The sequence below is a fragment of the Sphingomonas sp. Leaf25 genome, assembly GCF_001421635.1.
GTDB lineage: Bacteria > Pseudomonadota > Alphaproteobacteria > Sphingomonadales > Sphingomonadaceae > Sphingomonas.
Genome location: NZ_LMKU01000002.1, coordinates 89,241 through 101,712, shown reverse-complemented (window position 1 = coordinate 101,712; position 12,472 = coordinate 89,241). Strand labels below are relative to the sequence as shown.

The following is a 12,472-nucleotide window of genomic DNA, read 5'->3' as shown; positions in this document are numbered from 1 at the left end:
AATCATGCAGGACAGCGGCACCACTCCCCTCCAGTCGCCGGGCGTGCTCGGCGTGCTGACGACCGCGCATTTCGTGCTGATCGCGGTGCTGATGGTGCTGACGATCGTCGGCATCGCCTATGGCATGAAGCTGGCGCGCCGGCGGCGCGAGGGCACGCGCGAGCTGGAGGAGGCCGGGCATCTGGAGCGCACCGGTGACGGCGCGGTCGACGATCCCGATGCGCTAGGCGAAGCGGTGGCGGCACGTGATGCGGTGCCGGCAAGCGCGGACGGACCGGGACGCGATACGGCGGACGTGGTGCAGGTGGCCGGGCCGGTACGGGACGAAGCACGGACGGTTGCCCCTGCCCCTGCCCCGATCTTTGCGCCGGTAGCCGTGCCGGTCGCGGCGCCGGTTGCCGCTCCCGTGGCGCCGGTGGCGGACGCGACCGACCTGACGCTGCTGAAAGGTCTGGGGCCAAAGGTCGCGGCGATGCTGGTGGATCGGGGCATCGCCGACATCGCGGCGCTCGCCCGGCTTGACGATGCGCAGGCGGACGATGTCGCCGCGACGCTCGGCACCTTCGCACCGCGCATGGCGCGCGATCGCTGGGTCGAACAGGCACGCTATCTGGCGGCGGGAGACAAGGCGGGGTTCGAGGCGGTGTTCGGCAAACTGTGATCGATCGGCTGGCGGTTTGTCCCGCGACCGCCTAACCCGGGCGGATTGTTCCGGGGAGAAGCGAGCCATGTCACCGATCATCACCGCCCTTGCCGTCGCGGTGGTGGCGACCGCCGCACCTACGCTCGCCGCGCCATCGGCCACCGTGCCGCTGAGCGTATCGCCGACCCGGTCGACGACGATGGTGACATGGGTGCCCGACCGGGTGCGCGGCGTCGTGCTGCTGTCGACCGGACACGGGTCTTGGCCCGAACGCTATGAGGATGCCGCCGCCGCGTGGCGCGATGCCGGCTTCGCGGTGATCGCGCCGGTGCATGTCGATTCGATGCACTATCCCGATCGCGCGAAGTTCACGATGCAGGCCAGCTTCATGGAGCGCATCGCCGACCAGCGCGCGGCGGCGACCTATGCCGCGCGGACATGGCCGGGCAAGCCGGTGGTCGCGGCCGGGCACAGCTTCGGCACGCTGATCGCGCTGTGCATAGGCGGCGGGCTGGCGCATATCGCGCCGTTCCGCGAACCGGCGGTGAAGGCGGTGCTGGGCTTCTCGTCGCCCGGCCGCATCCCCGGCCTCATCACCCCCACCGCCTATGCCACCGATGCGCTGCCGATGATGGTCATCACCGGCGATACCGATGTCGTGCCGGGCTTCGTCACCGACTGGCACGATCACCTGTTCCCGGTGCAGAGCGCGCCGGCGGGCGACAAGTTCGCGGTGGTCTATCGCGGCGGCGGCCATGAACTGGTCGGCAAGGCCGATGCGCCGGGCCATGCCGCCGCGATCGCCAACAGCGTGCTGTTCCTGAAAGCATATGGTCTGGACGACAAGGCGGCGAAGCGCACGCTGGCGCGGAAAGCCGACACCGCGCAGGAGGCGTGGACGCGGCGGTAGTAGGAGCCTCCGGGACCCGCACGCAGGCGGGTTCCGGGGCGGTGCCGAGCCGCTATTCGACCTGCGCGACCAGCAGCTTGTCGATCTTGCGGCCGTCCATGTCGACGATCTCGAAGCGCCAGCCCTGTTCGGTGAAATGCTCGCCCTCGGTCGGCAGGTGCTTGAGCACCGCCAGCGCGAGGCCGGCGACGGTCGCGTAATCGCGGTCCTCGTCGAGATCGATGCCGATGCGCTCGGCGAGCTGGTCGGCCGGGGTCTGGCCCGAGACGAGCAGCGATCCGTCCTCGCGGCGGAAGATGTGCGGGTGATCGACCTCGACGTCGGAGGCGAAGTCGCCCGCGATCGCGCGCAGCAGGTCGGCCGGGGTCACGATCCCTTCGAAATGGCCGTATTCGTCGTGGACGAGGCCCATCGGCACGTCGGCGCGGCGGATCGCCTGCAGCGCGTCCATCGCATCGACCTGATCGGGCAGCACCGGCGCCTCGTGGAGCAGCACGCGCAGGTCGAGTACCTCGCCACGCGCCATCGCGCCGACGATGTCGCGCGCCTGCACCACGCCGATCACCGCGTCGACCGATCCTTCGGCGACGGGCATGCGGGTGTGCGGCGCGGCGGCCATCGCCGCGCGGATGCCGGCGTCGTCGAGCGTCACGTCGAGCCATTCGACGGCGGTACGCGGCGTCATCACCTCACGCACCGGCCGGTCCGCCAGGCGCACGACGCCGGAAATGATCGAGCGTTCATGCTCCTCGATCACGCCCGAGCGGCTGGCCTCGGCGACGAGCAGGTGGAGTTCCTCCGCCGTCACCCGATTTTCCGATTCGCGGTTCATGCGCAGCAGCTTGAAGATCAGCGACGAGGTGGTGTCGAGCGCCCACACGAACGGCGCGGTGATCCGCGACAGGTACAGCATCGGCAGCGCCACCAACACCGCGATCGGTTCAGGGCTGCGCAGCGCGAACTGCTTGGGCACCAGTTCGCCGATCACCAGGCTGGCGAAGGTGGTGATGCCGATCACGACGCCGAAGCCGACGTTGGGGCCGAGCGCTTCCGGGACGCCCAGCAGCACTAGCCGTTCGCCGACCGGCCCGCCGAGGCTGGCCCCCGAATAGGCACCCGACAGGATGCCGATCAGGGTGATGCCGATCTGGACGGTGGAGAGGAATTTTCCGGGGTCTTCGGCCAGCCGCATCGCGGTCTGCGCACCCTTGCCCCCCGATTTTGCCAACCCTTCCAGCCGGGCCTTGCGCGCAGAGACGATGGCGAGTTCGGACATGGCGAACACGCCGTTCAACGCCACCAGCGCGAGGATGATGACAACGTCGAACCAAGGGAAGGGGGAAAGAGGTTCCATCGAACTGCGATCACCCATGCCGCAATGCTGACCCCAGCACAACCGCGCTGTCAGCCTTTGTTCAACCGGAGCATATCAAAACGCAAACGGAACAAGCGCGTGGAAACGGGCGTTCCGGGGGCAACAAACCATTGCTATCATCGTGGAGGACAACATGGGCGGCGCATCGAAATTCTGGGTTGCAGGGGCATTGTCGGCGGCATTGCTGACCGGCGGCTGCGTGACCGATCCCGAAACCGGGGAACGCACCATCTCGCGCGCGGCGATCGGCGGCATCGGCGGCGCGGTGGGCGGTTATCTGCTCGGCGACCTCGTCGGCGGGCGGCGCGACCGGACCGAGAAGATTCTGGGCGCGGGCATCGGCGGCCTCGCCGGGGCCGGGATCGGCGCGTACATGGACAAGCAGGAGCGCGACCTGCGCGCCCGCACCGCCGGCACCGACATCGACGTGACGCGGCGTGGCGATGACCTGTTCCTCAACATGCCCTCCAGCATCACCTTCGCCACCGACAGCGCGGCCGTCTCGTCGCAGTTCCGCCCGACGCTCGACCGGGTGGCCGACGTGCTGCGCGAGTACAACCAGACCTATATCGACGTGTACGGCCATACCGATTCGACCGGGTCCGATGCGTATAACCAGACGCTGTCGGAACGGCGCGCGGCGGCGGTGGCCGATGCGCTGGCCGGGCGTGGCGTGCAGGCGGCGCGGATCGGCACACGCGGCTTCGGCGAATCGCAGCCGGTCGCGTCGAACGAAACCGAGGAAGGCCGTGCGGAAAACCGCCGGGTCGAGATCAAGATCGTGCCGATCGAGCAGGGCGACCTGCGGTAAGGTTTCCGGTTTACGCCAAGGCGGCCTCGCATGCGGTTGGCATGCGGGGCTGTTTTCGTTTTCGCTTCCCGAGGAGGGCAGAAGAAGGTTGGTTCGCGCGGAGGCGCGGAGGGGTTTTGTCCGGGGCTTGTGTTGGGTTTCCGTCGTTGGCGCGGCGTTGCCGGGAGCTTCGGAGTCGCGCGAGGTGAGCTTCGTCTTTCCGGCGCAGGCCGGAACGCATCTTCTCCGAGGCCGAAGCAGAAAGCGCTGGCGTTGCGGTTATGGATCCCGGCCTTCGCCGGGATGACGACTATGGCAGGTGTGGTGGGTGCAGGCGGTGTCGGGTATCCCTCTGCGTCTCCGCGTGAACCAAATTTCTGTCGTTCGAGGAAGCAGGATTTCCGGCGCGTTATCGGCGGCAGGCAAAGAAGGTGCGGAGCAGGTCGGCCGATTCGCGTTCGGCGATGCCGCCGTAGATGTCGGGGAGATGGTGGCAGGTCGGCTGGGTGAAGAAGCGCGGGCCGTGTTCGACCGCGCCGCCCTTGGGATCGCTCGCCCCGTAATAGAGCCGGGCGATGCGGGCATGGGCGATGGCGCCGGCGCACATCGCGCAGGGCTCCAGCGTGACCCACAGGTCGCAGTCGTCGAGCCGGTCCTGCCCGAGTGCTGCCGCCGCCGCGCGAATCGCGAGGATTTCGGCATGGGCGGTCGGATCGCACAAGGCGCGCGGGGCATTGGCGGCGACCGCCACCACTACGCCCCGGCGCATCACCACCGCGCCGACCGGTACTTCGCCCGCGCCCGCCGCTTGGGCGGCAGCGGTGAGGGCGTGGGCCATGGGCGTGGCGTCGAACATCGCCCCGCCCTGCCATCCGGGCAAGCGGCGCGCCAGAGCGTCAGTTGGCGTTGGCGGGCTTTTCGACGCTGATCGCCGGCACCTCGACCGTGCGGTTGACGGTGCCGACCTCGACCTTGCTGACGTCGACGTCGAACTTCGGCGCCTGTCCGCCCTCTACCTTGACGCTGGGCAGCGCGGCGGTGCGGGTCTGGTCGATGCTGATGAAGCCGAGCGCCATGAGTCCGGCGCCGATCAGCGCCACCAGTCCCAGAATTGCCAAAATCGCGCGCATGCTCGTCCTCCCACTATATGCCGATCCGAATCGATAGCGTAACAACGCATCGCTCAAGCCGGGGTTGCACCGGTCCGCGACCGGTTGACGCGGGGCCCGGTAATCGCTATCCGCGCCGTCTTTCCGGGGGACTTGCCCCTGCCCAAGAATCAGGATCAACGATCATGTCGCGCATCTGCGAACTGACCGGCAAGGGCCGGCAGGTGGGTCACAATGTTTCCCACGCCAACAACAAGACCAAGCGCACGTTCCTGCCGAACCTGCAGAACGTCACGCTGATGTCGGATGCGCTGGCGCGTTCGATCCGGCTGCGCGTGTCGACCCACGGCCTGCGCTCGGTCGAGCATGTCGGCGGCCTCGACAACTGGCTGCTCAAGACCAGCGACGACGATCTGTCGCTGCGTGCCCGCCGCCTGAAGCGCGACGTGAAGAAGGCGGCGACGGCAACCGCCGCCTGATCTTCTCGACGTTCGACAAGTACAAAAACCCCCGAGCGGTGTCGCCGCTCGGGGGTTTTGGTGTGTGCGCCCGGTATCAGGGCAGATCGACGCGGAACTTGAGCAGCAGCGAGCGTTCCCAGAATTGCTGATTGTCGTCGGAGGCGATCCACAGAATCGGGCGGCCGTTCTCGATCTCCAGCGACAGCGCCTCGAAATTGTCGTGGGCGACGGTCCCCTCGAACCGGGCGATGGTGCGGCCGCGAATGACCGCGCCGGGGCGAAGCTGCGTCAGGTCGGCGATCTGTAGCCGCGCGGTAAAGAGCTGGCGCGGGTCGAAGTCGCGCAACAGCACCAATAGCCGGCCATCGGGCAGCGCCGCCGCGTCGGTGACGCTCCAGCCCTTGTCGGCGACATATTGGAAGCGATACCAGCGCGTGCCCGGCCGGGTCGGGTCGCCGAGAAAATGCAGCGCGGAAAAGCCCGGCTTGCGCGGGAGCATATGGCTTTCGCTCAAGGCCAGCGTCGTGCCGTCGGGCAGCGTCGCCATCGATTCGGGCCCGCTGTTCTCCCACCATTTGCGCATGCCCCGCGGGCGGACCGATGCGAGGGTCGAGGTGAAGCCGGCGTCGTAGCGATAGATCGCATTGGCGCGCTCGAAGCCGACGAGGACGCTGCCGTCGGGGCGGACCGCCATCGATTCGCTGTCGCGGTCCTGCTTCTGCCAGCCGGTGCCGGGACCGCCGGGCAGTTCGGCAGCGGTGGCGTCACGGATGCGCCAGTCGCGCCCCATCGTGAAGCGGACGAGGCCGCCGCCGTCGGACAGCAGCGTGAAGCGGTCGCCCGCGACGTGCATCGACGAAAAGCCGCCGAATGCCGGGTCGTCGCTGTGAAGCTGGACCCCGCCCAGATAGGTGAGCGCGCCGACCCGCCGGTTGCCGCCGCGATCGATCGCGACCGGCGTCGCGCGGATCGCCATCGCGCCGGGGCGCAGCAGCGGCAATCGTTCGGACCCCGACCAGCCGGGGACGAGCAGCAGTCCGGCGAGAATGACGAACAAGATCCGCATGGCCTTGCCGTAGTGGCGGGGGCCGCGCACGGCAACTCGCGGCATTGCACAACGGCGCGGCTTGCGCGATCAGCGCTCCCCATGATCCAGCCCGATGTCGTCGACCTGACCAGCCGCCTGCTCGCCTGCGCGAGCGTGACTCCCGCGATCGGCACGGTGTTCGACGTGGCGGAGGCGGCGCTGGTGCCGCTGGGGTTCCATGTCGACCGCTTCATCGTCGGTGAGGCGCCTGACGGGCCAGTCGAGAACCTGCTGGCGGTGCGGGGGGAGCGCGGGCGGCATTTCGCCTTTGCCGGGCACCTCGACGTGGTGCCGCCGGGCGAGGGCTGGCGGGGCGGGCCGTTCGACGGGCGGGTCGAGCATGGGCTGGTGCATGGGCGCGGCGCGGTGGACATGAAGGGCGCGGTCGCCGCGTTCATCGCCGCCGCCGCGCGGGTGCCGGCCGAGGCGGGGATCGTCAGCCTGATCCTGACCGGCGACGAGGAAGGGCCGGCGGTGTTCGGCACGCGCGCGCTGATCGACCGGATGCGGGTGCGTGGCTTAGCCCCCGACCTGTGCCTTGTCGGCGAGCCGACGTCGCAGGCGCGGCTGGGCGACATGGTGAAGATCGGGCGGCGCGGGTCGGTCAATATCTGGATCACCGTGCCCGGGCGGCAGGGGCATGTCGCCTATCCGCATCTGGCCGACAATCCGGTGCCGAGGCTGGTCGCGGCGCTCTCGGCGATCGATGCGGTGACGCTCGATACCGGCAATGCGTGGTTTCAGGCGTCGAACATCGAGATCACCGACATCACCGTCGGCAATCCGGCGACCAACGTGATCCCGGCGCAGGCCAGCGCGCGGCTGTCGATCCGGTTCAACGACGAACACCGTGGGCACGACCTGATCGATCGGGTGCGCTCGATCGTGCAGGCACATGCGCCCGAGGCGGTCGTGGAGGGGCGGGTATCGGGCGAGGCGTTCCTGACGCCGCCCGGCGCGTTCTCGACGTTGATCGCCGGGGCGATCGAGCGGCACACCGGGATCATGCCCGAGTTGTCGACCACCGGGGGCACGAGCGATGCGCGGTTCCTGTCGGCGCTGTGCCCGACGGTGGAGTTCGGGTTGCTGAATGCGACGATGCACAAGGTCGACGAGGCGGTGGCGGTCGACGACCTGCGGCGGCTGGTCGACATCTATGCCGACATCGCGGTGGCGGGATTGGCGGGGTAAGCGCTACCCATACGTTCGTCATTCCCGCGAAGGCGGGAATCCATAGCCGCCGACGTTTCGGCAAGATTCGCGACCGTCGCGTCTATGGGTTCCCGCCTGCGCGGGAACGACGAAGCGGTGGCGAGGGCGGCTTACCGCTCGCGGCGCAGCACCAGATACAGCGCACCCTGCCCGCCGTGGCGGGGGTGCGCGGGGCGGATCGAGGCGACGCGGTCGGCGTGGCGGCCGGCCAATATCCAGTCGGTGATCGCCGAGCGGATCGCGCCGCGCGCATGGGGCCGTTCCGAATCGGGGCGCGGCGGCTTGCCCGTCACCAGCAGCAGCACGCGGTCGCCGCGCTGGATCGATCGCGCCAGCCCCTGATCGAGCAGCCCGTGCGCCGAGGCCAGCGTATGGCCGTGCAGGTCGAGCGTCGAGTCGGGGATGACCATGCCGCGGGCGATTCGACGGTCCCAGCTTGCATCGAGTGTCGGCCCCGGCTGGCGCGCGCGCGTCGGAGCGACGGGTGCGGGAGCGACAGGCGCGCGGACCGGTTTGGGCGCGGGTGCGCCGTGTTTTTCGAGGCGGGCAAGCGGCAGCGGCGCGACGCGGGCCGGGTGCAGCGGCTTGATCGCCGAAACCACCCGTGCCCATAGCGCCGCCTCGGCCGGATCAAGGCGTCTGGGTGCCACTGCCGATCCGGGCGAGCGTGCCGAGGGGGAGCAGCAGGAAGGCGGTGCCGCGTGCGCTCATGCCGCCGGCGATCGCGCGCGCCTCGTCGCCCGCGCCCCAGAAGGTGTCGAAGCGATTGGCGCCCTTGATCGCGCCGCCGGTGTCCTGCGCGATCCACAGGCCGGTGGCATCGGTGCGGTCCATCGAGAGGAACACCGGCGCGCCCAGTGGTACGAACTTCACGTCGACCGCCGCACTCCCCTGCCCCACCACCGGCAGGCCCATCGCGCCCAAAGGACCGGGACCGGTCAGTTCGCGGAAGAACACGAAACTCTTGTTCTCGCGCATGATCGCGCGACCCTCTTCGGGATTCGCGCGGAGCCAGGCCATGATGCCCTGCATCGACGATTGTCCGGGGGCGAGCAGGCCGCGATCCTTCATCAGCTTGCCGATGCCGGTATAGTCGCGGCCGTTCTGCCCGGCATAGCCGATGCGCATGACGCCGCCATCGGGCAGCAGCAACCGGCCCGATCCCTGCACCTGAAGGAAGAAGATTTCGACCGGATCGGCGGCCCAGCCGATCTCCAACCCGCGTCCGGCCAGCGCCCCTTCCTCGATCGCGGTGCGATCATAATAGGGCACGAACTTGCTGCCATCGACGCGGCCACGGATGCGCTTGGCCTTGAGGTCGGTCGAAAACAGGCCGAGGTCGACCTCGATCAGATCGGCGGGGACGCCGTAGATCGGCGTTTCATAGCCGCTGCGCCGGGTGCGTGCGCCGTGGATTTCGGGTTCGTAATAGCCGGTGGCGAACGCCTTGCCGTCGCCGACCTGCACCGTTTCGAACCAGCGGGCAAAGAAGGCGCGGGCATTGGCCGGATCGGTGGCGCGGGCCGCGTCGCATGCCGGCTGCCAGTCGGCACCGCGCGTCAGCCCGGTCGGATCGGTGCGACGGACGAGCGACGGGCAACTGGTGCGGAACGCGGACAGGGCGCGCGCGGCGGTATCACCGATGATCGGCAGCGTCGCGACCGGCGGACCGGCAACCACGCCGGCAGCGGCGGCGGTCGTCGCCCCGGTAATCGGCATGACGCCCAGCACCGGGGGCAGCGGTACAGCGGCGGTCGGCTGGCGCACCGGCACTGGCCGCACGACCGGCGCGCGGGCGGTATCGCGTGTCGGCGGGCGATCGGGTGCCGGACGCGCGCCGATCGTCTCGGCGCCGCGCGGCACGATCGCGTTCGAACAGCCGCCCAGCAGCAGCGCTACGGCAAATGCCGCCCATCCCCCCCGGTGCATTTGGATCAGGCTTCGTCGGTATCGGCGAGTTTCCAGTTCGGATCGGCGCTGCGCACCGCGCGGGCGAAGGTCCACATGTCATGCGTCTCGACCGCGTCGGACATCGACCCGGCGATGATCGTGCCATCGGCGTCGCGAGTGATCGACGCGATGTCGGCATCGAAACGCACGGTGATGCGGGCGACACCGGCCTCGACCGAGGCTTCGGTGACGGCGGCGCGTTCGATCGTCACCAGCCGGTTGTCGAGGACATGGCCGGCGGCGGTACGTTCGGCAATCGCTTCGACAAAGGCGTCGCGCACCTCGCGTTCGGTCAGCCATTCGAGCGAGTCCTGGTCGCCCTTCCAATAGGCTTCGAGGATCGTGCGATAGGCCGATTTCGCGCCGTCGAGAAACTGCGCAACGTCGAACGAGGGATCGGCGGCGATCACCGCGCGCAGGCCATTCTCCGCGCCGGCATCCACCTGACGCGGGCCGATGGCACGGGGCTCGCCCTGCACCTCGACCGGGCGGGCGACCGGCGGCGTGCCGAGCCGTTCCTCCGCCGCGCGCGGCAGCGGTTCGGCCCCGGTGCGCTTGCCGAGGACGGCGTAGAGCCGCATCGCGAGAAACGCGGCGACCATCGCGAGCAGGACGACAAAAACGAGCATGCCTTCAGTTCCTTCCATCCACCCGACATAGGCCCGATCGGGCAGTGTTTCAAACGCCGTCACGCGGACACGGTGTTTGCGCCGGCCGACCCGTTGAATCGCGTCCGCGCCGCTGCTAGTCGCGCCAGCAGTATAGAACGCGGCAAGCGGCAAAGCTTTCCGCCCGACCCGGTCAGGAACACCGAATGGACGAACAGAACGACGCCATCGACCCCCAGGGCTTTCAAGGCGACGACGATGGCCAGCCGTCGGTCAACGTCATCACCCAATATGTGAAGGACCTGTCGTTCGAGAATCCGAACGCGCCCGGCGTGTACCAGATCCCCGGCCAGCCCAAGCTGGACGTGCAGTTCAACATCGGCGCGGCGCAGGTCGGCGACGGCGTGAACGAGGTGGTGCTCAAGATCGAGGCGCGCGCCGAGATCGACGGACAGGTCATGTACCTCGTCGACCTGTCGTTCGCCGGGCTGTTCGCGCTGCGCAACATTCCCGAAGAGCATCTCCAGCCGTTCCTGCTCGGTGAAGCGCCGCGCATCCTGTTCCCGTTCGCCCGCCGGGTGCTGGCCGATGCGGTGCGCGATGGCGGCTTCCCGCCGCTGATGCTGGAGCCGATCGACTTCGCGCAGCTCTATGTGTCGCAGGCCAATGGGCAGGGTGCGATCGGCGAGGTCGCCGGCCACGCCTGATAGCAGCGGCGCGGCGGCGGGACTGATTCGATGAAGCTGGCGAAATCGCTGGGCTCGGTCGGCGGGCTGACGCTCGCCAGCCGGGTGCTGGCGGTGGGGCGCGATTCGTTGCAGGCGACATTCGTCGGCGCGGGGTTCGCCTCGGATGCCTTCCTCGTCGCGTTTCGCCTGCCCAACATGTTCCGCGCGCTGTTCGCCGAAGGGGCGTTCAACGCCGCCTTCGTGCCGCTGTTCAACCAGAAGGTGGCCGAAGGCGATGCGGCCGGCGCGGACAAGGGCCTGCCCGTGGCACTCGCCTTTGCGCGCGATGTGCTGTCGGTACTGCTGCCAGTGCTGATCGCCGCGACGGTGGTGATGCTGATCGCGGCGTGGCCGCTGACCTGGCTGCTGTCGGGCGGGTTCAACGATCCGACGCCCGACCAGTTCGCCTTTGCGGTCACGCTGTCGCGGATCACCATTCCCTATCTGTTGCTGATCTCGATCGTGTCGCTCTTGGGCGCGATCCTCAATTCGCTCGACAAATTCTGGGTGAATGCCGCCGCTCCCATCCTGCTGAACGTGGCGATGGTCGCGGGTCTGTTGTTCTTTCACGGCCCCGATCCCTATGCGACCGCGCGGGTACAGGCATGGTCGGTGACGGCGGGCGGCGCATTGCAGCTCGGCTGGCTGATCCTTGCCTGTCGCCGGTCGGGCGTGTCGCTCAAACCCCGCCGGCCGCGAATGACCGACGACGTGCGGCGGATGCTGCGGCTGATCGTGCCCGCCGCGATCGGCGCGGGGGCGATGCAGGTCAATCTCGTCATCTCGACCGCGCTGTCGGGCAAGCTGCTGGGCGAAGGATCGATCTCGTACATCTATTATGCCGACCGGCTGAACCAGTTGCCGCTGGGGCTGATCGGCATCGGCCTTGGCACGATTCTGCTGCCCACCATTTCGCGGCAATTGTCGGCGAAGAACGATGCCGGGGCGATGGACACGCAGAACCGGGGGATCGAGCTGGCGCTGCTGCTCACCCTGCCCGCGACCATCGCGTTCCTGACCGTCGCCGAACCGATCATCCGCGCGCTGTTCCAGCATGGCGCGTTCGGGCCGGAAGATACGGCGCGCTGCGCGCAGGCGCTCGCCGCCTTTTCGCTCGGGCTGCCAGCCTATGTGCTCATCAAGGTGCTGACCCCGGGCTTCTATGCGCGACAGGATACGCGGACGCCGGTGCGATTCGCGATGATCGCGATCGGGGTGAACATCGCGTTCAACCTCGCGCTGATTCCGACGATCGCGCATGTCGGCCCGCCGCTCGCCACTGCGATCTCGGCATGGATCAATGTCGCGATGCTCTATGTGACGCTCCGGCGGCGGGGGCATTTCGCGCTTGACCGCCAACTTACCCACCGGCTGCCGCGCTTCGCCATTGCCGCGTTGCTGATGGGCGCGGCGCTGTTCTTCGCCGACCGGTTGGTCGCGCCATGGACCACCGGCGCGGTGCTGACCCGGATCATCGGCATGGCCGCACTCGTCGGGGCCGGGGCGGTCGTCTATGGTCTTGCCTGCATGCTCACCGGAGCGTTCCGGCTGACCGATCTTCGCGCGCTGCTGCGGCGGCGCGCCGCTTGAAGGAACTTT

14 protein-coding genes are annotated in these 12,472 nt (G+C 68.7%); 7 read left to right on the top strand and 7 right to left on the bottom strand.

What is annotated here, in order from left to right; translation table 11 throughout:
* The first annotated feature begins 4 nt into the window (after positions 1–4).
* Both ASE78_RS18870 and ASE78_RS01055 read left to right on the top strand, forming a co-directional pair.
* Positions 5–661, top strand: a complete 657-nt coding sequence (locus ASE78_RS18870) for a hypothetical protein (RefSeq protein WP_056492117.1) — start codon at positions 5–7, stop codon at positions 659–661.
* Positions 662–728: 67 nt separating this feature from the next.
* Positions 729–1,553: a serine aminopeptidase domain-containing protein gene (locus tag ASE78_RS01055; RefSeq protein ID WP_056492114.1), complete on the top strand. Its 825-nt coding sequence runs from the start codon at positions 729–731 to the stop codon at positions 1,551–1,553.
* Between the two features lie 52 nt (positions 1,554–1,605).
* Here ASE78_RS01055 and ASE78_RS01050 read toward each other — a convergent pair whose 3' ends face one another.
* The gene (locus ASE78_RS01050) at positions 1,606–2,907 is read right to left on the bottom strand and encodes a hemolysin family protein (protein ID WP_055757069.1); all 1,302 of its coding nucleotides are present in this window, start codon (positions 2,905–2,907) and stop codon (positions 1,606–1,608) included.
* Positions 2,908–3,061: 154 nt separating this feature from the next.
* Here ASE78_RS01050 and ASE78_RS01045 point away from each other — a divergent pair, with 154 nt between their 5' ends.
* Positions 3,062–3,739 carry an OmpA family protein gene (locus ASE78_RS01045; protein ID WP_055757071.1) on the top strand — a complete coding sequence of 226 codons (678 nt, stop codon included), beginning with the start codon at positions 3,062–3,064 and terminating at the stop codon, positions 3,737–3,739.
* Positions 3,740–4,127: 388 nt separating this feature from the next.
* On the opposite strand, the gene ASE78_RS01040 is transcribed toward ASE78_RS01045, so the two are convergent.
* The gene (locus tag ASE78_RS01040) at positions 4,128–4,556 is read right to left on the bottom strand and encodes a nucleoside deaminase (RefSeq protein WP_056492341.1); all 429 of its coding nucleotides are present in this window, start codon (positions 4,554–4,556) and stop codon (positions 4,128–4,130) included.
* A 58-nt stretch (positions 4,557–4,614) separates the two neighbouring features.
* Positions 4,615–4,848 (bottom strand): hypothetical protein, encoded by a 234-nt coding sequence (locus ASE78_RS01035; protein WP_056492112.1) that lies wholly within the window; start codon positions 4,846–4,848, stop codon positions 4,615–4,617.
* A 164-nt stretch (positions 4,849–5,012) separates the two neighbouring features.
* Between ASE78_RS01035 and rpmB the strand changes: the two genes are divergently transcribed.
* Positions 5,013–5,306, top strand: coding sequence for a 50S ribosomal protein L28 (rpmB, locus tag ASE78_RS01030; protein WP_055757074.1), 294 nt, complete (start codon positions 5,013–5,015; stop codon positions 5,304–5,306).
* A gap of 76 nt (positions 5,307–5,382) precedes the next feature.
* Here rpmB and ASE78_RS01025 read toward each other — a convergent pair whose 3' ends face one another.
* Positions 5,383–6,354: an esterase-like activity of phytase family protein gene (locus tag ASE78_RS01025; protein ID WP_082466925.1), complete on the bottom strand. Its 972-nt coding sequence runs from the start codon at positions 6,352–6,354 to the stop codon at positions 5,383–5,385.
* 81 nt (positions 6,355–6,435) lie between these two features.
* Between ASE78_RS01025 and dapE the strand changes: the two genes are divergently transcribed.
* Complete coding sequence (dapE, locus tag ASE78_RS01020; RefSeq protein WP_056492108.1) at positions 6,436–7,566, top strand: succinyl-diaminopimelate desuccinylase; 1,131 nt, start codon at positions 6,436–6,438, stop codon at positions 7,564–7,566.
* 131 nt (positions 7,567–7,697) lie between these two features.
* Here the strand turns inward: dapE and ASE78_RS19035 are convergent, their stop codons facing one another.
* From ASE78_RS19035 to ASE78_RS01005, 3 genes are read right to left on the bottom strand one after another with little or no spacing between them, the layout of a single operon-like run.
* Positions 7,698–8,237: a Smr/MutS family protein gene (locus ASE78_RS19035; RefSeq protein ID WP_055757080.1), complete on the bottom strand. Its 540-nt coding sequence runs from the start codon at positions 8,235–8,237 to the stop codon at positions 7,698–7,700.
* The gene (locus ASE78_RS01010) at positions 8,218–9,516 is read right to left on the bottom strand and encodes a murein transglycosylase A (protein WP_056492105.1); all 1,299 of its coding nucleotides are present in this window, start codon (positions 9,514–9,516) and stop codon (positions 8,218–8,220) included. Before ASE78_RS01010 ends, ASE78_RS19035 begins: the two co-directional genes overlap by 20 nt.
* A gap of 5 nt (positions 9,517–9,521) precedes the next feature.
* Positions 9,522–10,166 (bottom strand): Tim44/TimA family putative adaptor protein, encoded by a 645-nt coding sequence (locus ASE78_RS01005; protein WP_156351233.1) that lies wholly within the window; start codon positions 10,164–10,166, stop codon positions 9,522–9,524.
* Between the two features lie 185 nt (positions 10,167–10,351).
* Between ASE78_RS01005 and secB the strand changes: the two genes are divergently transcribed.
* Together secB and murJ are read left to right on the top strand one after the other, a co-directional pair.
* Positions 10,352–10,852 carry a protein-export chaperone SecB gene (gene secB, locus ASE78_RS01000; protein WP_055757085.1) on the top strand — a complete coding sequence of 167 codons (501 nt, stop codon included), beginning with the start codon at positions 10,352–10,354 and terminating at the stop codon, positions 10,850–10,852.
* 30 nt (positions 10,853–10,882) lie between these two features.
* Positions 10,883–12,463: a murein biosynthesis integral membrane protein MurJ gene (murJ, locus tag ASE78_RS00995; RefSeq protein ID WP_055757087.1), complete on the top strand. Its 1,581-nt coding sequence runs from the start codon at positions 10,883–10,885 to the stop codon at positions 12,461–12,463.
* Positions 12,464–12,472: the final 9 nt, after the last annotated feature.